Source organism: Ochrobactrum sp. PL_is483, assembly GCF_055816855.1.
Map to the genome: position 1 here is coordinate 22533 of NZ_JBVPGS010000039.1, position 19956 is coordinate 42488.

The window sequence follows — 19956 nt, forward strand, 5'->3', positions numbered from 1 at the left end:
TTCGAAGCTCTGAGCCGTCAACTTTTTGGGTGGTTATGGATGTCTGCCGTTAATCTGGCGGGACATCGGATGGGGGCAAAGCCCCCAAGGTAAGAGGCGCAGCCTCTAAACTTGGGTTGGTATGAGTAAATGGAGTGAAGGTTCTGGAATCCAAAAGTTCGTTTGATTCAAATCCTGCCTGATATTCCTCCAATAACTGCGTAGCAGTATCTTCATCGACAATCTGCCAAGCTTCGGGAGTCCGAAGCATTATCTCTCCAGATTTGTTGAAGACAGCCAAGCGTCCGCTTGGTCGTTTGCTGAATCCGAATCCCGCAGTTTCTGCCAGACCGAAAAACACCTTGCGCTGTTTCCAGATCGTCAGTTCTCTACCGCGACGTTTTTCAATCAGCTTGTCGATTATCGTTTTATAGGCCGCTGTGAGGCCGAGCGCTTCCGCAGCATCGGCAATTTCCTGAAATTGCGGCATTTGATTTTGAAAGACCCACTGCGTTACCGCACCGACGACGCCAATGGTCTTTTGAACTTCCTCGCCATAGCCATTTTCGCGTGTTTCGCGCAGAGGCATAGGCGGAAGCGGATCGGACAAATTCATATCGCGATTGATGATCTGCGCCGCTTCCTCAGCTTCATCAACATCAAACCCCGATATAACCCATTCCGCCACAGCTTCATTGAGCCATTTCAGTTCAATCGGATCAAGATCCGTATCAGGCCACATTCCAATCGCGATGGCTGCATGCCATGCCTCAATCGCGGCGGCATCGGAATGCTTGCGCAATTCCTCGTTCAGCCGCTCTTTCTCACACTTTGCGACCGTCTTGCCTTCCAGCAGCTTATCCAGAAGCTGGCGGCGTGGAGTGCCGTTCTCATTTCCAACTGACTTTTCCAGCGCGTCAGACTCTTCAACCTCGTCGCCCAGCGCCTTAACATCTGCCCTAGTGGCTTCAGCTAGCTTCGAAAAGTCCCGTGCCTTGATCAAATGACGCATCGCGATTGCCATGCGGGCGTCTTCCGGTTCGCGCTCGCCACGCTGCGCGCATGCCCACAGCGTATCCCATTGCTCAGAAGGAGCACGAGCGCTGTCCAGGTCGATCCAGGTATGAGTGCGGGCATTGCGAATCCACTTCCAAGCGCGATAGCGCTCAGTGTCTCGCAATTCCTTCACAGCCTTTTCTTCCTTTTCAAAATCGGCCTTTTCCGCACCAATCAGCACCCTGTCGCCTATTTCGGCTTTGAGTTTTTCGAACTTCTCAATCCGCACTTTATCGGCCTTGCGTTCCGCTCTGGTCGAGTACCGTGCAGCATAACGGGCGGCTGACGTCGCGGTTTCCTGTTCGCCGTCCTTTGCCTCTTTTGGCGAATAGCGCTTGTCACTATCGCCAATGACACGGGCGTCGCATCCGCGATCCTGCCCGTTCGCGTCGGCTTCCAGACGTGTCGAGAACTTTCGCCGGAATGCATCGCAAACTCCGCGAGCCTCCTCCAGCGTCGGCACGGCAAGCAGAATGTGACGGTGCGGCGCGCCGCTCTGTTGGGGCTGGAGGCACCAGAAACCCGACGGGCGAATACCCTTGTCCCGAAGGATTTGCAGTACGATTTTCATATCAGTTTGAATTTTGTCGAGCGCCTGCCATGGTCCAAATTTCATTGGATCATGCTTGCTGACGCGCTTTTCCTCATTGGTCGAGTGGCAAACGTACTCACCGGGCAATGTGACAGTTATCCAGCAAACTCGCCATCCGAGAGCTTGCCAGCGCTTTATGTGCATGTCGATCATCAGCGAGCGCTTTGACGCATCGGCCCTTTTGGCCTTTTCATTCAATTCCAGCATTGGGATTTGCACGGTCGGATCATCGGTTTTGATCAGCCGCAGGCCGCTCAAAATCTCTTCCGTCCGGTCGATGTGCTCACGATACAGTCCGAGCAGATAGTCAGACACATAAAGCGGCCTTGCCCACGCATTCGGCCCGCCGACAGCCTGCAATGCGCCTTCTACCCTCAAAAGCGCCCGCTTCTGGAGCTTTTTCAACTTACGCAGGTGATGGCTCGAATCCCGTCCGCGCAGATGTTCCGCAGCCTGGTTGATTGGGTTGTCAGCCTTGTCGCGGGCTGGAAATTTCTCAGTATATGCCGCAGCCATCGCCACGGATTTCTTAGCCAGCGGCTCAGCACGCAGGCCGAGAATTTCCAGCCCATCCCAACCTACCAGATCCAGCAGCACCTTTTCACGCTCAGCGCGACGAGTTTCGCCCAGCTTGTCGAGATACCCGCCCGTTTGTGCATAGAACGCTCTAGCCCAAAGAATCTCGACGCCACCGATGATTAGCGGAAGCAAAATGAAGGCTGCGCAGAATGCAAGAACGCCGAGAACAGGCATCAGAAAGACTTGATAAATCAGCATGGTGCCGATCTTGGAGCCTTGGGCGATCAGGTCATCACCATCCATTCTAATCCAAGATAAAGCCCAAACGCCGAGCGCAATCAGCGCTTCAACGAACGCTAGTAGCCAGATCGAGAAGAACAGAAACATGTACATAAATGGCAGGATCGGCTGCACGTAAGCGCGAACTGCACCAACCGTCCAGAGAATGCCGATTATGGGTGAGAGCCATCCCATGGCCCAAATTGCTGCGCCATAAGCACCAGATGCCCAGCCTGCTGCCGTGAAAGCTGCAATAATAGGAAAGAATGCAGCCAATACCGCACCTGTAGCAATCCACATGAACATGTGTCCGCTCTGGACCTGATCTCCGATTGGATTACTTTTTGCAATCTGTTGCACTGTTGGTTCACCGTCGACGGCACTTTTTGTCGCCATCCATTCTCCAAGACTACGTGTCATGGAGGCTGTCATTCGTGTCAAAATGTTGCTGTCTTGATCACTCGCAAAAGCGAAAACGTTCGCATCGACAACGATCTCTTGTTCTTCGGCGTAAAGCGCAATTCTGAATGCTGAAATGGCGTGTTTTGCCATTTCTTGGGGGCCTTGCCCATTGGCGTCACGTTGAGCAACGGCGCGTTGGTGCTTAACATCGGTTATTGAAAGAATTAAATGGCTTTGCTGGGCCAGATACGTGAAATACATTCCTGCCGTTGCAAAGCCTTCTTGTTTGGCTTTCGACAGAAGCAGCTCATTTATTCTCTTGCCCTCTTCGTCATTTTTTAGCGTAGCTAACACTGCTTTTGTGTTCGCGTCGTCGTACTCTTTTGCGAGTGTTTTAACTTTTTCGGCAAGGCTCGGGATAAGGCCGTCTTTGATGAAAGCAATTGCGTCTGCTGCGTTTTTCACTTTCGGTGTGTCAAACCTGTGCGTTGCAAATGCCTTAACGTCATTACGCGCAGCCATGACGATCTTACCTACCGCGACTTGTCTCGCTAGATTCAGGTCTTGGTGTTTTTCTAGCATTGGCATAGCGACATACCCGCAATCGCTATATCTCCATGTCGTGAACCTGTCGGAGCGATCCCCCATGCCCGCAGGGAGCGGAATGTATTTGATGGGCCGAGCGATTTCAGCCCACATGTTGCCAACCGCTGCGCAGATTTCTGTCTCGTAGATATCGAGAACCAGCGGCAGACCGTTTTTGACGGGTGGGATCATAGGAGACTTCTGTCCTTGTCCGACGAACGCGATCCACACGTTATCAGCCAAATTAATGCCTGCACGGGCAACAACGTCGCGGATTAGATAATGACCCGACGAGAAAGATGCGGCTATCGGTATAAGCAAACCGAACCCGATGACTATGCGGATCGGAGCCCAGATCTGGTGATACTTTTCACCCAAAACCTTTCCACTGTATGCAGATGAAACAATACCAAGGATAACGTGCCAGATGAGGAACAACGCGCCGATGTAGGCCAGTACTGACGTGACAATTCCCATCCCAAGCCCAAGCGGCGAAGTGTAATCCGAAGGGACCAGTGTTTTTATAGCGGCCCACGCGATATTGTGCTCAGATGGTTCTCTCAGGAGATCAGTGAAAGGATTCATTTCACTTACTCCCGCTGTGCGCTTGCCACGCCATCAGATTCAGCAGCCACGGGCGATGGAAAAGCGAAATCCGCGAAGATCGCTTTGTCACGCTCGCTAGCGAATGCGTTGACCAAGTTTTCTGCCCAGTCTGACCGCAAGCGGCCTTCGGACAGAGCTTTCAAAACACAACTTCCGAGCACGATCTTTCTGCGTGAATCCAACTTTCGCTGGGCTGTCTTTTCCGCTGCCTGTGCGCGGGCAAGTTCACTCTCAATTTTCGCTTTTTGCTGCATCAACTTTTGCAGACGCGGATTCGTTAAACTATAAGTCATCGTGTCCTCCAATAAAATTTCTGTCGGCTAATATAACCGCCGACAGATGCCAAAATCCGAAAACCAAAAATGTAGACTTCGCGATGTATATAGACGGAAAACCGTATCTGTATTTCTGGCTTCTCTAACAATTCTTTTTCGGCAACTTGCGCCAGTCAAGACGCAAGCCCAAAATAACCTTGAAGCCGAAAGTATTGGCTCCCTGCCAAGAAGGGCGCGGTTATGCGTCCCTTCGTGACGCACCGCTCAAGCAGACCTTCTGAGATGTCCTCAGAGGCAAAATAGGGGAAACAAAAATGACAGATACACCACACCACACGGCTCAACAGATGATCGAGATCCAGCCGATCAACAGTCTCTCCGATGTACCAACTGAATTCTGGATCGCCATGGGCATCCTAGTCGTTTTTACAGCGCTCATTTTTTGGCTGGTCGCGAAGCTTGTTTCCAAGCTTTCGGCATTCGTCGTGAAGCTGGTTCGCCGCCCGAAATCTGACGCCGCCACGTCATCGCTCGATGACGAATGGGCAGACATCGAAGAAATCGTCAGAAAGGAAAACCGCCATGATTAAAGGAAAACGTGCAAGCAAAACGGATCCGTTTGGCACCGACAACACGCGGGATATGTTCGCAGACTATTCCGACCTTGATCACTTTAAGGTTGCCGTGTCCCGTTACATCCAAGCCGTCACCGATGATTTTGCGACGCCCTATGAAGAGCGTGGCGACGAGATTCAGGCTCTTCACTACATCGTCAGGTATTGGCAGCGGCGAGCTACCCGAAAGGCCGTAGAGGATGGAGAGGTGCTACGATGACACCCACCTCATTCTTTGGCGCGTTTACGTTTTGGGATTGGCTGTTGACGGCGATTGCCATCATCTTAGCCGTCGCGTGGCCACTTACGAAAGTGGTGTTTCTGGTCTGCTTTGTTTGCATATTGCAGGTGATCGCGCTCGCTATCGAGACGGCGGTTGTCGCTATAGTCAAAGCTTTCGACGTTCTAACTCTGGGTGCGCTTGCTGATCAGGACAACAAACCTGATGCTGCCGCACCTCAAGATGAATGGGCCTATATTGAGAAGCAACTAGACGACTGGAAGGGGCGTAAATGAAAACGTCCCTTGCCCCCGATCAGGCTCTTTATCATGCGGCTGCGAAGATCTTCAAAAGATCGGAAGGCCGCAGCGCGACCGCCGCAGCGGCTTATCGCAGCGCATCCAAAATCACCGATAAGCGCACGGGCGAGGTTTTCGACTATCGCAAGAAACAGGCTATTTCCGCTTTCATCCTGACACCCGCCGCAGCCCCAGCATGGGCGCAGAACCGCGAAGAACTTTGGAATCGAGTTGAGGCATCGGAGAAGCGCGTTGACGCTCAGGTTGCCCGCGAATGGGAAATCAGCATCCCCCGCGATGTTCCTGTGAACGAATGGGAAGCATTGGGCCGCGAACTCGCAGGCCCATGGGTTGAAGCTGGCGCAGTAGTTGACGTCGCAATTCACTGTCCGCTGGATCAGTACGGATCGCCGCAGCCCCACTTCCATTTCATGCTTGCACTGCGTGAGTTGGACGAGACCACGGAAACAGGCTTTTCAACGAAGAAAAACGCCTGTTTGGAAGCCCTTCACGCCAGCGGAGGCCGTTACGGCGGCGAGCGCGGCGATGCCCTTAAAATCCAACGTGAGCGCATCGCGGCCACGATGAACGAATTCCTTGAGCGCGCCAACAGCCCGCGCCGTGTCAGCCACCTTTCAAATGCAGCCCGAGGCCTAGAGCAAGAGCCAGAGCCAACCATGGGCGAAGCCAGACTTCATGCTGCTAACAGCCGCAAGAAGAGCGATGCCGTCATGAACGACGTCGCACAACACCGCAAGGCCCGCGCCCTGCAAAACGCACTCAAAACCACGGAGGATGAAATCATGAGTGAATTTCCACGAACCCAAAGCGACCCCAACGGCGTGAAGCCACGCCACCAGCAGGAATATAAAGCCCGCCTTCTGTCCGAGCGCCTGCCAGGTGTATCGGTCAAGGCGGACCAGCTTTACATGATCGATACCAAGACGCCGAACGTCGTGAAAATCCAGATGCGAGACGGCGGGTGGGTTGAAGTCGAGAACCGTAAGGCCACCATCTACGGCCCAAAAGGTCAGGCAGATAAGCTTGCCGCAGCAATCGTGTCCGCAGACCATGCCGACTATATCGACCGTCTTCAAGAAGCCGCAGCCCTCACCAATGGTGATAAGAAGCCGCGCCAGCGCCCGCAGACCGAGGTGGAGGAAGTTCCTGCCGAGTGGAAGTTGCCGGAAACGGTTGCGGAGAGCATCGCGGACAAGTGGCGTTCGCGTGGCTACACCAACATTCTTGAAGCACCAGACGGTGTTTATATCAATCTGGCAGGCACCAGAATTCAGGACCTAGGCAACGAAGTTCGCATTCACGGCAAAACCTCAGATCCCGCAATCAATGCGCTTCTCGCCAAGGCGGCAGACGAGTGGGGCGGTGAACTTGAAATCTATGGTTCGCAGGAATTCAAAGACCGCCTGTGGCTGGAAGCCCAACGTCAGGAAATCAAGGTTTTCGACAAGGACGGCAAGCCATACGAGCCATCGCCGGAAGTCCGCGCCCAATATGAAGCTGACCGCGCCAAATTGGCCGAGCAGGCCTTAGACCTAGAAGGCGTGAAAGCCCGCAAAAAGCTGTCTGACCTCATGCTTGAAGCCGCAGGCGCGGACAAGCAGGCTCTGGCCGATCTTAAGGAACGTGACCCACATCTGTTTGCGTATCTCACCGAGTTTCTTGACGCAGACCAGCTTGAAGAATTCAAGCAGCAGAAGTCGGAAGACCTAGAGCCGCAGTTGGATGGTTATCGCGCCTTCGGCAAAGACGTCGCGGACGAAGGTCGCGAGAGCGCTGCACCGACGCCAGCCAACACACCCGACGAACCGGAGCCAAAGAAAACCAAGGCTCCAGCACCGACGCCAGCTTAACCAAAGAAAGGGGAACTAAAATGAGCAAGACCATAGGCCTCACTAACCTGATACTGAGAAACACGGATGATTGGAGTATCGCGCTTCTAGCTGCATCAGAAGAAGCTCAAAGCGATGAAGTCCGGCATCAGGCTTTCAATGGCATTAGAAAACACGATGAGGATTTCCATTCATACTTCATGGAGATGGATGAAGATACATTCGGCAACTCGCCAACCATTTATAAGAATGAAAATGGTAGCTTGAAAGATTTCTATTCAGATAGAAAGTATGCAGGTTTGATACTGCCTAAATTGCGGGAAATCGGGCGTGAGATAAGTTGGGAACATCCTGATTTATGGACAAGCCCCCGCAATATCCTGTCCGATTCCGAGTATGAGAAAATTATTCAGGATTGCCCTGTGTCAGCACAAATCTGGAATGATGCGGTAGCTAAATACGTCACCGAAAACGATGTAACGCTCGATTCCAGTATTCGTAGACCGGAAGTGCAGGCATCACCCGCAGTAGAACCCGATTTTAGTTTCGATACGCAAATCGGATTCAACGACGACGACGACTTTGACGAAGACTTCGAAGACGGCTTCGACTTTTTGGACGACGAGCCAGAACCTCAGGGGCCGCGACTATGATTTTTGTCACTAACGAATTTCAGTCTCAACTCGATACCGAAACGGCGCAGGCACACAGCTTGCGCCGCTACCTTTATCGTCGTGTAGTTGGCTTGCAAACATTGGAATGCTCGTCGGGCGGGCAGTACGTCAGCGAAGATTTCGCAATTGCTAAGGCCATGCCTTATCGCAAAATCCGCCAGAAGGGCGCGGCCTGGTGCAAATGGTTGGGGCTTGACGTCTCAATCCATTCCGACCCGCTGTTGCAAGCGTATTGGACGCTTACCGCACCGCTGGACGGCAGCGCCGATGCGCCATACTACTGGCAGCGGCTTTTGAAGGAATGCACAAAAGGCCGATTGAAAGCGCTTCGCAAATGGCGTCAGGCGGGTGCGGATGCCATGCAACGCGCAGCACAACAGCGCATCGCGCCTATGTCGGACACCGAGCTGGCGAAATCGAAAGTGAACCCCAAATTTGCTCGCAAAGGCACTGGCAGCAGACCACTCAAAGCCGCAGCGAACGCGAAGCCGCAGCGCGGTCGCATTCGCGAAGCCTAAAACAAGAAAACCCGCCACTCAGACGGGGCGGGAATTCAAGAAGATCATCCGTATATCGCACAGCCATCGGCATCCCTGCCTGTTCTGCAACCACATTACCTCACGTCGGCCAACAAGTTTCAATGCCCATCCCATCCGGTTGAGCTAAAAATATCCGCAGGTGAGACATGCGAAGCATGTCGAGGGGCGCGCCCCTTCTTCTCCTTTCACCGTGCACAACGCGTTTTTTGCTTGCCTAGGTGCACCAAATTGTGCACCTATCTGGGTGCACAAACGTTAAACCCCGTTTGAAAAAGCAGCGCGATTCTCAATAAAGAATCAACGACTTAGGACCGATGAGGCCGGAGCCTCCCTCCGGGCCCACCATTTTTCCTTTCAGCAGTTTTGTCGTGCGGGCCTTGCCGATAATCGCACCCACGCACGCCGGTTTCCTTCTGCTGATTGACGTTCCGGTTCTCCCCCGCAAACTTTCAACAAATTTTAGCAGTTCGTTAAGGAAATAGTAACGCAATGAAACAATTTTTTAAGTGACGTGAACTGGCAACAAAATGGAGGTTTTGAGCGATGAGAAAAAATGCAACCACCGTTGCGCTGGCATTGGCAGGGTTGGTGGCGAGTTCTCTCGCGGCTTCAGCGAAGACGAGTTATTTGGGTGAATTCCGCGATTGGGGCGTTTACCAGAACACCGAACTTGCGGGCAACAAGTGCTATGCTTTGACAGTCCCGGTCAATTTTCACCCGGCGGGAGTGCGGCACGGCGATAATTTTGTGATTATTTCCAAGGCGGACGGTCAGTACAGCCCTCAACTTGTGATGGGGTATGAGCTGAAAGCCGATAGCGCGGTCAACGTCATGGTGGATGGCGCACGCTTTCCATTTTTCAGCGAGGGCAACCGTGCCTGGGCTGAAAATGTTGCCGACGAGGCAAAGCTGATGCGTGCCATGCGCGCTGGCAAGACGCTCAATGTGCATGCGACATCAGCACGTGGTACGCAGACACGCTATACGTTTTCCCTGATGGGGCTGTCGGCGTCCCTGCAGCGCGTGGATAGCTGCCGATAAAAATGCAATCAAAAGCCCTGCCGTGCGGCAGGGCTCTTTCGTGAATAATGCAGCTTTATGAAAGCCAGGTCTGACGATTGTACCAATCGTCCAGTTCGGAACGCACGCGGTCTTTCTCAATACCGTAGCGTTCCTGGATTTTACCTTCCAACTGCTCGCGCCGGCCGTTGATTTGATCAAGATCGTCATCGGTGAGTTTGCCCCACTGTTCCTTGATCTTGCCCTTGGCCTGTTTCCAGTTTCCTTCAACGCGATTCCAGTCCATTGGTCGTTCCTCCGTTCTGGGTTGGTTATGGTTAACTAACGCAACGGACCAAAAATGGTTCAGCAAAAAATTGCGGAAACCGCTCAGAGACCGAGAAACTGGAAGGGTTCGCTTTCCTTGAAACTGTCGTTGACGACACCGTTGAAAGTGTTGGTTTGATTGACGCCGAGGTCTAGTTTCCTCACCTTGCCGGTCTCGGCTGAAAAGTCGATTTTCTTCAGGTCGACCCAGAAGACATTGGGTGTCAAAGCTGACTCAAAGAAGTAAAGCTTGCGCTTCTGGTCGGCCACCGTTCGCCAGCGCGTCGAGGAAATGTTCGGCTGGTCTGGTGTCGTGAGGCCAAAAGGAACCGATGTGTTTCGAATGACGCTGAACACGCTGGCGATCGACTTGACCGGATCTTCGGTTTTCGGAACGGCATTTACGTAGAATGATGCGCGCGCAAAACGGTCGGCAGCGCGATTTGTGCCCGGCAGCATGACAGTGCCGCCGATCTGGGTCCAGTAGGCGTTGAGCGCCAGCTGCTCGTCATAAGTCGGCGAGTTGGTCATTACCTGATATTGCCTGCCGTGATGGATCACCTGCTTGCCATCGATATATTCGATGACCGCGCTGTCGCCGCTGGAATCGGATATGGCCAGATGCAGTGTTGCCAGTCTGTCTTCGCCGGGCACCTTGTCCGTCACGATTGTAAATGGATCGGTGCGCAGGTTCTTGACCGCCTCATCGACGGTAGCGAAATTATCGAGCACATATTGCGCCCATGCCGCGATACTGAGGCCGGGCGTGGTGCCGTCATATTTGGGATATTCGGATTCGACCAGCCACAGCGCGCCAACGGAAAGGCCTGCTTCGTTCAGGCCGTCGGTTGTGGAGATGTCATAACCGGAGGCGATGACGCTGCCATATTTGGACGTCCACCGCAGCGAATTCTTGCCTGCCTCGCCGGAGCGTTTCATGCCGCGTGGAAAGATCCAGAGATTGGTCGCAACATCCACTTTCCAATCCATGGATCGGGCGGTCATCACCTGATCGCTCGCCCCATGATAAACGAAACGCGTACAGGCTTCAGCAACTGGTGCGGCGAGCATGCTGCCTGCCAGAAGCGCTGTGATGCAGATGCTGGAAAATGACCGCTTCGAAATCGGCATGGATAGTCCCCCTCGGTGATGCCCGGCAATCAAGGCAGGATGCCCGTTGGCTATCGAGCGAATGTCCCGTAACGCAATATAAGGCAGTGGTTACAGGAAAGACAGGCTGACCGGCTCTAGCGTTCGCCCATATATCCGCGCTGCTTCCATTGTCGGAGCGGCATGATGTCCGGTGGCCCGCCACCTTCCTCGTACCAGGAATCGACCGCCCAGCGCTGACCCTGCCGGTCTTCGATAACAGCAGTCCAGTGCGGATAACGGCCGTCAATGAAAGCGCCGCGCGATGTGCGCCGGGCGACGGTGTGATGCTTCAGCAACCCGCGTGATTGCAGATAATGCAGGAAGTTGTCGGTATTGGTCGATTCATCGATGCAATCCATCTGGCCCCTTATGCGGGCTTTACCGAACTGCATTCTCGGGTTGTCACGAACGCCGATAGTCGTAGTGCTGCGCTGTTCGAAAATCGCCACCGCCGCCCGCAATGCCTTGCGTTCGTTATCGGCGCTTCGATTGCCGGTTTGCAGAAGGCTGCGAATGCGCTGCTCTTCCTTCGGGGTCAGCGTAACCTTAGTTCGGTAATGGCATTCGTAACCGTGGCAGACGCTGAAGGTCTGCGCCAAAGCCGGTAGAACCGGGAAGGTCAAACCAATGAGGACGCCTGCACCCAGTAGTTTTATCAAATCGCTGCTCCGTATTCGATTGACCGAATTTCCGTGCAATTTCAGTAAGATAAAATAGACAGAATCTCCCGCTATCCTAGCGCTGCTTATGGCTGGTGAAAAGCAGGGACGGTTCCAAGCGCTCCAGCCCCTGATAGGGATTGGCATGGATTGCCAGAATCCACAGACAGAACGAGGCGGTCAGCGAATAGATGACGAGCGCTTTCACGCCAGCCCGGACGCGATCGGCGTGGGTTGCGGCGATGGTTATCGCCGTCAGAAATGTCAGCGAAAGCACCAGATACCATTTGTAGTAGTCGATTGAGGTCGATCCAACAGCCAGACGGGTATTGCGGGCGTCCTGCAATTCATCGAAGTCGTTGATAAGCTGGGAGATTACGGGCGCGGGGACATCGGTGCGCGCCAGATTGATGATTTCGCGTCTTATGTCCTGCAACGCGGTTTCGACGGAGCTTGCCGGCTCGACATTGATCTTGTCGCGCCATTCATCGTCGATCACCGCGCGGCGATAGCCGGTGAGGGCGGTAGTAAGGGCAGGTGCGGCCAATATCTCCGCTTTGGAGGTTCCGATCAGACGGGAAATCGCCGAACGTTCTTCACTGACAGCCTGATCGGCCCGGGAATTGACGCTCCAGATATCGGCTGCGACAAAGCCGAGTGATAAAGCCCAGGCCGTTGCGATGGTGCCGATGAAGGCGCCGATCGGAATAGACAAAGCGTCGCTGGCTGCGTGTTTTGACAGCATGTCCAGTGCGAAGCGCCCGACCGCGTAGAACACGATTCCGAGTATGACGAAGGCCGCAAATGACAGGTAAATCGGCAGCTCGAAGATAAAGGCCATTCTTCCCCCACTTGGAGCGCTTCCAGTCAATCGGTGCCGCTCCAACCTATTTCTGGCGGATATCGTTCCCGAAAGCTGCTTTCCGCTGCGCTCTGATATTCGGCATAGTACCAGCTAATATTAGGGAGAAGTGGTTGAATTTTACTTAGAGCGGTCGCTGTTTTAACGAGATCGTTGGGCCTGCTATGTTGCGCCAATTGAAGCGGGGTAAATAGCAAAACCCGCCGGTTGAGCCGGCGGGTCAAATGGGTGAAGCCAAATCTGTCGCGATCAGAACGAGACGGAAAGGCCGATGACGGGCCCATGCTGGGTCACGTCATACTTGAATTTCGAAACCGTATCGTTGTCCTTATAATCCTGATAGAGCGCACGGTAACCGACGCGGAATGTCGTCGGCACATCGAAAACCAGCGTGCGATAGCCGAGATAGATCTGGCCGTTGGCGCTGAGCTTGGTTCCGGCCCCGAAACCGCCAATGTCGGCTTCCGCGAAAATGTTCCAGCGGTCATTGATATCGTAGAAGACGCGGGTGCCAATGAACGGGTCGGTCCATTCCACCTTGCGCGAACCGCTGAAGCGCTCGACTTCCAGTCCCGCTTCGAGCTTTGTCCAGCGCACGCCGATTGTCGGTTCAATCGCGAAAATACGCTGGCCTCCGAACAGCGTCGTTCCTTCGAGCTGCTGCTCATAAATGCGGTAAAATGCGCCGCCCGACAGGCTTGTCGTTTTGATGTCCAGCGAGAGTTCGTTATCGCGGAGGCTTTCATCCTGGCTGGTCTTGACGTACTGCCCGTCGATGTAGAAGCCGAATGTGCCGTTGTTGACTTCGACATTGCCCATGAAGCTCATGTCAAGATTTTCGAATATCTCGCGAAACGGCATGTTCACATCGGTGCTGCGGCCGAACAGGCCGGCGCTGCCGTTCAAGGATGCACCCCAGACATAGGGGCTGAAGATAACGCGCCAGCGCTGCTGGTCCTGAATTTCTGGTTGTGGCGCCACGGCATCGGCGGCAAGCGATGCCATTGATGAACCTATTAAAACAGTTGATGCTAATATACTGTCTCTAAAAAGTTTTAACAGTAAATTCCCGTTCTGGTTACGTGATCTTCCGTCTTTCACTGTGAAAACCCCCTCATTTTATGTATTAGCATTTTTGGTAATACATCGGAATCAAATCTTTTACCCTATATATGTTAATCGTTTTGGGAAATAAACAGAAAACAGATACTTGTATTGGGGGGTGCCCTGCTGTTTTCAGTGGTTTTTTCTCTGGCTGGAGTGTGCTCAAAACCAAGTATCCGTTTGATCAAGAGACCGACGCTGCCCATTGGCAGCTCTCCCCCGGCAGGGCGGATACTCTCAATCGGAACCGTTCTATTGATGGCTGGAATTGCCGCCCTTTTTACCTGCCCCGCTGATGATGGCTTCGAGCAGCCAGGGCTTGCGGTCGATGATATCGGAAAGCTCACGCAGGCCAATATCCGACCCGGCTTCCCTTAACAGTTGGCCGGCGAGAGCGGCTGAACCATTCTTGTCGTCCTGCGTCATGCGGTGGGCCCTCCGGATAAGAAGTTCCGGTTGTGAGAAACTGCTTTCGGCAAGTCTTTTCTCTATTCGACGCTGTAGCTCTTCCGGAGCAATCATCTGCTGAATTTCCTCATTCCTGAAACGGGCGTGACCGAGAGAGGCATCCGGCCCATATAATGAATCTATGTTGAGACGAAGTTTTTGCTACGTGACAATTCGTACAAATCGGATGTTTTGGGAATTTTACTGTGTGGAGGGGCGCTTGGGATTGCGGTTTAGTAACGGCCCCCGGTAACGAAATATTTCAACACATCAAATCCGCAAAATTGCCAATTTATTGCCACGCTTTCTCTTGTTTGCATCTGGCCGCCTACTTACATAGCCGATACGCCTTGGCGGGAAGAGCAGTGGTCAGGCAGAACGTATGCGGGAAGCGGATTTCGCTTCGCGGGTCCGTTGTGCGGTGCCCGCTGCCTGTTTCCGTTTGATAACAATAATAATCCGATGGTTTGCAATGGCCACTCTTCGTTATTTCATCTGGCCCATGGTTTTCACCGTATTGGGTCTCGCAGGTGCCGTCTGGCTCGGCTATGAATTGACCGGCACCTTTGGGGGAATGGTCTCCGTCTTCATCATCTGTGCGGTTTTGAGCGTTCTGGAAATCTCACTTTCCTTCGATAACGCCATCGTCAATGCCCGCATCCTGCGCGACATGACGCCGGAATGGCAGCACCGCTTCCTGACCTGGGGCATCATTATCGCCGTTTTCGGCATGCGCATCATCTTCCCGCTGGCCATCGTCGCGGTTGCCATGTGGACCGATCCGATCTCCGCGCTGAAACTCGCCATCTGGCAGCCTGATGAATATGCCCGCGTGATTGCGGATTCGCATACGGGTATCGCGGCCTTTGGCGGTACGTTCCTGCTGATGGTCGGCATGAAGTATTTCTTCGACGTCGAGAAAGATGTGCACTGGATCAAGGCCATCGAAAGCCGCATGTCGAAGTTCGCTTCGGTGCAAGGGGTGGAGATCGGCGTCGCGATCGCTCTCATCATCTTCTTCTCCTATCAGCTCGATGCCGAGCATTCGCATACGTTTCTGATCGCTGCCCTGTTCGGTCTTCTGACCTTCCTGGCTGTCGAAGGGCTGGGCGAGGTGCTGGACGCCACACAGGAGCAGATGGACATGGTGCATCGCGGCGGTCTTGGCGCTTTCATCTATCTGGAAGTGCTGGATGCCAGCTTCTCGTTCGACGGGGTTATCGGTGCGTTCGCGCTGACCACGAACCTGTTCATCATCGCCATCGGTCTTGGCATCGGCGCTTTCTATGTGCGCTCGCTGACCATCATGCTTGTCGAGCGCAAGACGCTCGGACAGTATCGCTATCTCGAACATGGCGCTTTCTACGCGATCCTCGTTCTGGCGGTCATCATGTATGTCCAGACGCTGGTGCATATTCCCGAAGTCATCACCGGCCTTATCGGTGCGGCTTTGATCGGTCTCTCCTTCATGTCGTCGCTACGCTATAACCGGCTCAATCCGAACTGGCAGGAAGACGCCGAGGAGGCCACGGGGCACTAAATCTCCCTTATGCGGCAAGATTGAAAAGGGCCGCTTCGGCTGCCCCTTTTTGTTGCCCTTGACCGAATCGCCGCAGTTGAGGACCATCACCGAATGCGAGCGACATCGTTTTCGGTGCGCTGCGATCAATTCGGGGGAAGGGAATTTCCATGATAGTGACACGGTTGAGCAAAACCGCCCTTGTGGCGGCGATTGCCTTTTTCGCAACGCTGGTTTCGTTCGGCAACATCACAGACTACGACACCAATTTCGGATTTGTGCAGCACGTTCTGATGATGGACACGATCTTTCCAGATGCCACGATCAAGTATCGTGCCATCGATAATCCGATGCTGCATAACGCCGCCTATATTCTCATCATCGCGGCGGAAACACTGACGGCAATCCTGTGCTGGATCGGGGCTTTTGCCATGCTCGGCCGGTTGAGCGACCGCGCGGTGAGCTTCAACCGTTCTAAGAAATGGGCCATTGCCGGTCTGTCGCTCGGCTTTCTGGTCTGGCAGGTGGGCTTCATGTCCGTTGGCGGAGAATGGTTCGGCATGTGGATGTCGCAAACCTGGAACGGGATCGAATCCGCGTTCCGGTTCTTCATCACCATCATCGCTGTGCTTATCTTCGTGGCGATGCCGGACGGCGAGCTAGAGTAGATGTGATGCTGAAACAGGCTCGTCGATCAGTTCGACGCCGGCCTGTTTCATCTTTTGCAGCATGATGTCCATGGAGCCGTTGAGATCGATGCCGCGACAGGCATCGAGACGGACGCGTACCTGAAAGCCCTGTGCCATGGCATCGAGCGCTGAATAGGCGACGCAGAAATCGGTGGCCAGCCCCACCAGCGTGAGCGAGCCGATATTGCGTTCGCGCAAATATCCGCCAAGGCCGGTTGGCGTTTTATGGTCGTTTTCGAAGAATGCGGAATAGCTGTCTATGCCGATGCGAAAGCCCTTGCGGATGACAAGCTGTGCCCGCGTCCAATGCAGGTCGGGGTGGAAATCCGCGCCGTGGCTGCCTTGCACGCAATGGTCGGGCCAGAGCGTTTGCAGGCCATAGGCCATTTCGATCGTATCGAAAGGCTTGGCGCGGGGGTGGGTCGAGGCGAAGCTTGAATGGTTGGCCGGGTGCCAGTCCTGCGTGAGAATGACGTTCTCGCTTTCCTCGATCAGCCGGTTGACGGTGGGAATGATTTCATCGCCGCGATCAACCGCCAGCGAACCGCCCGGGCAGAAATCATTCTGGACGTCGATAACCACAAGTGCATGACCGATCATAATGCGCTCCGCTTCGCTGGTGTTTGGCGGACTATACCCACGCGGTTTCCGCGAAACCAGCAAATATGCGTGTTCTGGTATAACATCGGCAAGAGTGCTACGGACGGCTCAAACGACAACCAGACAGGAGCCCATCATGACAGATGTAATCGTCCGCGACAGCAATGGCACTCAATTGAATGAGGGCGATTCCGTCACGCTCATCAAGGACCTGAAGGTCAAGGGAACCTCCACGACATTGAAGCGCGGAACGCTGGTCAAGGGCATTCGCCTTACCGGAAACCCGGCGGAAGTCGATTGCAGCACCAAGCAGGTCAAGGGACTAGTGCTGCGGACCGAATTTCTGAAAAAAGCCTAAGCCTCTTCCAGAACTCGTGCTGTGACTGCAAGGTCAGGCGTCGATCTCCACGCGGCCGCGAGGGCGGCTGCAGCAGGCGAGGATATAGCCTTCCGCGATCTCGTCATCGCGGATGCCACCATTGTGGTTCATTTCGGTCTCGCCGCCGAGGCACTTCACCTTGCAGGTGCCGCAGATGCCGAACTCGCAGGCGCTTGGAATCTTGAGCCCGCCATTGCGGGCGGCAAGCAGGATCGTGTCGTTTTCGGTGCATTCGACTTCGACACCTGAAAGGCTGAAGACGACGCTGGCGGAAGCTACCGCCGGGGTGGCAGGTGCTGGTGAAGCCGCCTCGGAAAGCGTGGAAGGCACTGGAACCGACGAAATCTCGCTCGCCGGATTAAAGCTTTCCTGATGATAGTTGGCCATGTTGAAGCCGGCATCTTCCAGCAGGCCGCGCACGCCGTTCATGAACGGCTCCGGCCCGCAGCAGAAAACCGTGCGGTGCAGGAAATCAGGCGCCAGCAGTTCCAGCCGGGCGCGGTCGATGCGCCCGTGAAGGCCGGGCCAGACATGGCGTGCCGATGATTGCTCAACGATAAAGGCCAGCCGCATGGCTTCCATGCGTCCGGAAAGCAGTTCCAGCTCCCGGCGGAAAATGATGTCGTCCGGCGTGCGCGCGCAGTTGATGAAGGCGACGTCGGTTGCCGGGGCGCAGTCGAAAAGCCAGCGGGTCATGGAGACCATCGGCGTGATGCCGGAACCGGCGGAGACGAAGAGATATTTTTCGCCCGGATGGTTGGCGAGGGAGAAATCGCCATTCGGCCCGTAAGCCTTGATTTTCATCGGCGGGCGCAGATTGTCGAGCATCCAGCGCGTGCCGATGCTGCCCTTCTGCGCCTTGACCGTGACGGAGATGTGGTAGGGACGGGAAGGGGTCGAGGACAGCGTATAGGTCCGCAGCACCGGCCCCAGGCCATCGGCCCGCTCAATCGGCAGTTCGAGGGTGACGAACTGGCCGGGCGTATAGCGGAACCAGTTGTCCTCGGCAGTCTTGAAGGAGAAGGTCATGACGTCTGGCGCTTCTTCGATGGCCGAGATGCATTCGAGCATCTGCAACCTGTCGTTCCACGGCAGCATCTCATCCAGATATTTCAGAGGCTGCATGGCCTTCTCACTTCTCGATTCATATTACAGTATCAGGCGACGCGGCTGAGCTTGGCCGCTTCGCCACGCAGACGCGGCGTCATGGTGTTGGTGTACCATTCAAGGAACTGCATCACGCCGCCTTCGTGTTCGACCGAGTAAGGGCCGGGTTGATAGGCGGGCGAGCGGATGCCGACGGCATTTTCCTCCACGATCTGCCGGTCCTGATTGTTGGTCTGTATCCAGACATGGGTCAGTTCGTCGAGATCGTAATCCACGCCTTCGACCGCATCCTTGTGAACGAGCCATTTGGTGGTGACGAGCGTTTCCTCGGCGCTGATCGGCAGAACGCGGAAGGAAATCGCGTGGTCGGCCATCAGATGGTTCCAGGTCGACGGATAGTTGAACAGCAGCATGGCGCCGATATTCGTGCCGCCAGCCACCTGATCGCTCAGCGGCTTCTTCACCGCTGCCTTGCCGGACATGGTGTAGCTCACCGCGTCGCGCAGAAGCGGAATGCGGGTGATGCGGTAACGACCGTCTTCCGACATGTTGAATTGCGCAGGCAGGCCGACGCTGGCGCAATTCTTCCAGAGCTGGTTGATCTCCGGGTCTTCCATGACGCCCTGCACGCCGGTTGCCGATGGCGCTTCCGGATAGGTGCGGCAGAGTTCGGGATGGTTGGCGGCGCAGTGATAGCACTCGCGGTTGTTTTCCCAGACCAGCTTCCAGTTGCCCTTTTCGACGATCGACATTTCGAAGGCGACCTTGGCATCCTTGATGTTGTGCGGCGCGAGATAAGGTTCGACCAGATTGCGGAAGGCAGCGAAATCGGGCGCTTCATCGGCGACGCAGATATAGATATAGCCAGCGACGGTTTCGCAATGCACCGGCTTGAGGCCGTATTCGGCAGGCTTGAAGTCAGGGCCGACCTGACGCGCGAAGAGCAGGCGTCCGTCCAGCTCGTAGGTCCACTGGTGATAGGGGCAGACGAGCTTTGCGGCAGTTCCCTTTTCGGCGGCGCAGATGCGCGAACCGCGATGGCGGCAGGAATTGTGGAAAGCACGAATGCCGCCCTGCGCGTCGCGAACGATGACGACGGGATAAGCGCCGATCTGCACGGTCATGTAGGAACCGGTCTTCGGCAGCTCGCAGTCGTGGCCGACAAACAGCCAGTCCTTGTAGAAAATGTTCTCCAGATCCTGCTTGTAGTATTCAGGATCGGTATAGAATTTCTGCTCCAGGCTGAAATTGGGGTCGCGCCCGGTCAACAGCCCCAGCATTTCGTTGCGAACGTCCATAGCCTCGAACCCTTGCTTTCCATCTTGGACCGGCCTTCTGCTGTTCTCCCAGCGACTATGGCGCGATCCGGTGTTCCCTTTGTCTTCCGGAAGCACGGCTTGTCCCGTTATCTCAATGGCTTGCCCACATCTCCCGAGGTCTGCGGACTGGCTTCCGTTCTCCTGATTCAATCACTGAACTATTCTAAACGCGCATTGGGATGCGACATGGTTTTCGCGTAAAGACGACACGTCAAAAAATCGAGTTCACGACGTTTCCAGGATTGCAAATTGGTTTAAAAGCCAGTTACCACGTCAACCATATCCCAATCTGTTTCATTCCATG

Annotated in this window: 21 protein-coding genes; 10 read left to right on the forward strand and 11 right to left on the reverse strand. The window is 54.6% G+C overall.

Annotated features, from left to right (window positions below; genetic code table 11):
* Window positions 1–49: 49 nt before the first annotated feature.
* Window positions 50–3997, reverse strand: coding sequence for a DotA/TraY family protein (locus AC0TNJ_RS17080; protein WP_473771801.1), 3948 nt, complete (start codon window positions 3995–3997; stop codon window positions 50–52).
* Between the two features lie 5 nt (window positions 3998–4002).
* On the reverse strand, window positions 4003–4311 hold the full coding sequence (locus tag AC0TNJ_RS17085) for a hypothetical protein (RefSeq protein WP_473771802.1): 309 nt from the start codon (window positions 4309–4311) through the stop codon (window positions 4003–4005).
* A 296-nt stretch (window positions 4312–4607) separates the two neighbouring features.
* Here AC0TNJ_RS17085 and AC0TNJ_RS17090 point away from each other — a divergent pair, with 296 nt between their 5' ends.
* The 7 genes from AC0TNJ_RS17090 (at window position 4608) to AC0TNJ_RS17120 (ending at window position 9530) form a co-directional block, all read left to right on the forward strand.
* Window positions 4608–4883: a hypothetical protein gene (locus tag AC0TNJ_RS17090; protein WP_473771803.1), complete on the forward strand. Its 276-nt coding sequence runs from the start codon at window positions 4608–4610 to the stop codon at window positions 4881–4883.
* Window positions 4876–5127: a hypothetical protein gene (locus tag AC0TNJ_RS17095; RefSeq protein ID WP_473771804.1), complete on the forward strand. Its 252-nt coding sequence runs from the start codon at window positions 4876–4878 to the stop codon at window positions 5125–5127. The genes AC0TNJ_RS17090 and AC0TNJ_RS17095 overlap by 8 nt, the downstream gene beginning before the upstream one ends.
* A complete protein-coding gene (locus AC0TNJ_RS17100) occupies window positions 5124–5423 on the forward strand; it encodes a hypothetical protein (RefSeq protein WP_473771805.1) in 300 nt (99 codons plus the stop codon). Before AC0TNJ_RS17095 ends, AC0TNJ_RS17100 begins: the two co-directional genes overlap by 4 nt.
* Window positions 5420–7297 carry a MobA/MobL family protein gene (locus AC0TNJ_RS17105; RefSeq protein WP_473771806.1) on the forward strand — a complete coding sequence of 626 codons (1878 nt, stop codon included), beginning with the start codon at window positions 5420–5422 and terminating at the stop codon, window positions 7295–7297. The genes AC0TNJ_RS17100 and AC0TNJ_RS17105 overlap by 4 nt, the downstream gene beginning before the upstream one ends.
* Window positions 7298–7317: 20 nt before the next feature.
* Window positions 7318–7929, forward strand: coding sequence for a hypothetical protein (locus AC0TNJ_RS17110; RefSeq protein WP_473771807.1), 612 nt, complete (start codon window positions 7318–7320; stop codon window positions 7927–7929).
* A complete protein-coding gene (locus tag AC0TNJ_RS17115; protein WP_473771808.1) occupies window positions 7926–8468 on the forward strand; it encodes a hypothetical protein in 543 nt (180 codons plus the stop codon). Before AC0TNJ_RS17110 ends, AC0TNJ_RS17115 begins: the two co-directional genes overlap by 4 nt.
* 564 nt (window positions 8469–9032) lie before the next feature.
* The gene (locus AC0TNJ_RS17120; RefSeq protein WP_122002687.1) at window positions 9033–9530 is read left to right on the forward strand and encodes an invasion associated locus B family protein; all 498 of its coding nucleotides are present in this window, start codon (window positions 9033–9035) and stop codon (window positions 9528–9530) included.
* 55 nt (window positions 9531–9585) lie between these two features.
* Here the strand turns inward: AC0TNJ_RS17120 and AC0TNJ_RS17125 are convergent, their stop codons facing one another.
* The 6 genes from AC0TNJ_RS17125 to AC0TNJ_RS17150 form a co-directional block, all read right to left on the reverse strand.
* The gene (locus AC0TNJ_RS17125; RefSeq protein WP_006467262.1) at window positions 9586–9795 is read right to left on the reverse strand and encodes a CsbD family protein; all 210 of its coding nucleotides are present in this window, start codon (window positions 9793–9795) and stop codon (window positions 9586–9588) included.
* An 83-nt stretch (window positions 9796–9878) separates the two neighbouring features.
* Window positions 9879–10886 (reverse strand): linear amide C-N hydrolase, encoded by a 1008-nt coding sequence (locus tag AC0TNJ_RS17130; protein WP_473771932.1) that lies wholly within the window; start codon window positions 10884–10886, stop codon window positions 9879–9881.
* 176 nt (window positions 10887–11062) lie between these two features.
* Window positions 11063–11623 carry a hypothetical protein gene (locus tag AC0TNJ_RS17135; RefSeq protein WP_473771933.1) on the reverse strand — a complete coding sequence of 187 codons (561 nt, stop codon included), beginning with the start codon at window positions 11621–11623 and terminating at the stop codon, window positions 11063–11065.
* Window positions 11624–11702: 79 nt separating this feature from the next.
* Window positions 11703–12467 (reverse strand): bestrophin-like domain, encoded by a 765-nt coding sequence (locus AC0TNJ_RS17140; protein WP_473769624.1) that lies wholly within the window; start codon window positions 12465–12467, stop codon window positions 11703–11705.
* A gap of 270 nt (window positions 12468–12737) precedes the next feature.
* A complete protein-coding gene (locus AC0TNJ_RS17145) occupies window positions 12738–13493 on the reverse strand; it encodes a porin family protein (RefSeq protein ID WP_473771809.1) in 756 nt (251 codons plus the stop codon).
* 351 nt (window positions 13494–13844) lie between these two features.
* Complete coding sequence (locus AC0TNJ_RS17150) at window positions 13845–14018, reverse strand: hypothetical protein (protein ID WP_473771810.1); 174 nt, start codon at window positions 14016–14018, stop codon at window positions 13845–13847.
* 493 nt (window positions 14019–14511) lie between these two features.
* Between AC0TNJ_RS17150 and AC0TNJ_RS17155 the strand changes: the two genes are divergently transcribed.
* Window positions 14512–15579 carry a DUF475 domain-containing protein gene (locus tag AC0TNJ_RS17155; protein WP_122002692.1) on the forward strand — a complete coding sequence of 356 codons (1068 nt, stop codon included), beginning with the start codon at window positions 14512–14514 and terminating at the stop codon, window positions 15577–15579.
* Between the two features lie 149 nt (window positions 15580–15728).
* Window positions 15729–16226, forward strand: coding sequence for a DUF2165 family protein (locus tag AC0TNJ_RS17160; protein ID WP_473771811.1), 498 nt, complete (start codon window positions 15729–15731; stop codon window positions 16224–16226).
* On the opposite strand, the gene pncA is transcribed toward AC0TNJ_RS17160, so the two are convergent.
* Window positions 16218–16847 carry a bifunctional nicotinamidase/pyrazinamidase gene (gene pncA / locus AC0TNJ_RS17165; protein WP_473771812.1) on the reverse strand — a complete coding sequence of 210 codons (630 nt, stop codon included), beginning with the start codon at window positions 16845–16847 and terminating at the stop codon, window positions 16218–16220. The genes AC0TNJ_RS17160 and pncA overlap by 9 nt on opposite strands.
* A 136-nt stretch (window positions 16848–16983) precedes the next feature.
* Here pncA and AC0TNJ_RS17170 point away from each other — a divergent pair, with 136 nt between their 5' ends.
* Window positions 16984–17205, forward strand: a complete 222-nt coding sequence (locus AC0TNJ_RS17170; RefSeq protein WP_473771813.1) for an alkylphosphonate utilization protein — start codon at window positions 16984–16986, stop codon at window positions 17203–17205.
* 33 nt (window positions 17206–17238) lie between these two features.
* On the opposite strand, the gene AC0TNJ_RS17175 is transcribed toward AC0TNJ_RS17170, so the two are convergent.
* Both AC0TNJ_RS17175 and AC0TNJ_RS17180 read right to left on the reverse strand, forming a co-directional pair.
* The gene (locus AC0TNJ_RS17175) at window positions 17239–18351 is read right to left on the reverse strand and encodes an FAD-binding oxidoreductase (protein WP_473771814.1); all 1113 of its coding nucleotides are present in this window, start codon (window positions 18349–18351) and stop codon (window positions 17239–17241) included.
* A gap of 32 nt (window positions 18352–18383) precedes the next feature.
* On the reverse strand, window positions 18384–19631 hold the full coding sequence (locus AC0TNJ_RS17180; RefSeq protein ID WP_473771815.1) for an aromatic ring-hydroxylating oxygenase subunit alpha: 1248 nt from the start codon (window positions 19629–19631) through the stop codon (window positions 18384–18386).
* Window positions 19632–19956: the final 325 nt, after the last annotated feature.

Coding starts and splice junctions, on each gene's coding strand:
- AC0TNJ_RS17080 (WP_473771801.1), bottom strand. CDS start 3,997: ATGAATCCTTTCACTGATCTCCTGAGAGAACCATCTGAGCACAATATC.
- AC0TNJ_RS17085 (WP_473771802.1), bottom strand. CDS start 4,311: ATGACTTATAGTTTAACGAATCCGCGTCTGCAAAAGTTGATGCAGCAA.
- AC0TNJ_RS17090 (WP_473771803.1), top strand. CDS start 4,608: ATGACAGATACACCACACCACACGGCTCAACAGATGATCGAGATCCAG.
- AC0TNJ_RS17095 (WP_473771804.1), top strand. CDS start 4,876: ATGATTAAAGGAAAACGTGCAAGCAAAACGGATCCGTTTGGCACCGAC.
- AC0TNJ_RS17100 (WP_473771805.1), top strand. CDS start 5,124: ATGACACCCACCTCATTCTTTGGCGCGTTTACGTTTTGGGATTGGCTG.
- AC0TNJ_RS17105 (WP_473771806.1), top strand. CDS start 5,420: ATGAAAACGTCCCTTGCCCCCGATCAGGCTCTTTATCATGCGGCTGCG.
- AC0TNJ_RS17110 (WP_473771807.1), top strand. CDS start 7,318: ATGAGCAAGACCATAGGCCTCACTAACCTGATACTGAGAAACACGGAT.
- AC0TNJ_RS17115 (WP_473771808.1), top strand. CDS start 7,926: ATGATTTTTGTCACTAACGAATTTCAGTCTCAACTCGATACCGAAACG.
- AC0TNJ_RS17120 (WP_122002687.1), top strand. CDS start 9,033: ATGAGAAAAAATGCAACCACCGTTGCGCTGGCATTGGCAGGGTTGGTG.
- AC0TNJ_RS17125 (WP_006467262.1), bottom strand. CDS start 9,795: ATGGACTGGAATCGCGTTGAAGGAAACTGGAAACAGGCCAAGGGCAAG.
- AC0TNJ_RS17130 (WP_473771932.1), bottom strand. CDS start 10,886: ATGCTCGCCGCACCAGTTGCTGAAGCCTGTACGCGTTTCGTTTATCAT.
- AC0TNJ_RS17140 (WP_473769624.1), bottom strand. CDS start 12,467: ATGGCCTTTATCTTCGAGCTGCCGATTTACCTGTCATTTGCGGCCTTC.
- AC0TNJ_RS17145 (WP_473771809.1), bottom strand. CDS start 13,493: ATGGCATCGCTTGCCGCCGATGCCGTGGCGCCACAACCAGAAATTCAG.
- AC0TNJ_RS17150 (WP_473771810.1), bottom strand. CDS start 14,018: ATGACGCAGGACGACAAGAATGGTTCAGCCGCTCTCGCCGGCCAACTG.
- AC0TNJ_RS17155 (WP_122002692.1), top strand. CDS start 14,512: ATGGCCACTCTTCGTTATTTCATCTGGCCCATGGTTTTCACCGTATTG.
- AC0TNJ_RS17160 (WP_473771811.1), top strand. CDS start 15,729: ATGATAGTGACACGGTTGAGCAAAACCGCCCTTGTGGCGGCGATTGCC.
- pncA (WP_473771812.1), bottom strand. CDS start 16,847: ATGATCGGTCATGCACTTGTGGTTATCGACGTCCAGAATGATTTCTGC.
- AC0TNJ_RS17170 (WP_473771813.1), top strand. CDS start 16,984: ATGACAGATGTAATCGTCCGCGACAGCAATGGCACTCAATTGAATGAG.
- AC0TNJ_RS17175 (WP_473771814.1), bottom strand. CDS start 18,351: ATGCAGCCTCTGAAATATCTGGATGAGATGCTGCCGTGGAACGACAGG.
- AC0TNJ_RS17180 (WP_473771815.1), bottom strand. CDS start 19,631: ATGGACGTTCGCAACGAAATGCTGGGGCTGTTGACCGGGCGCGACCCC.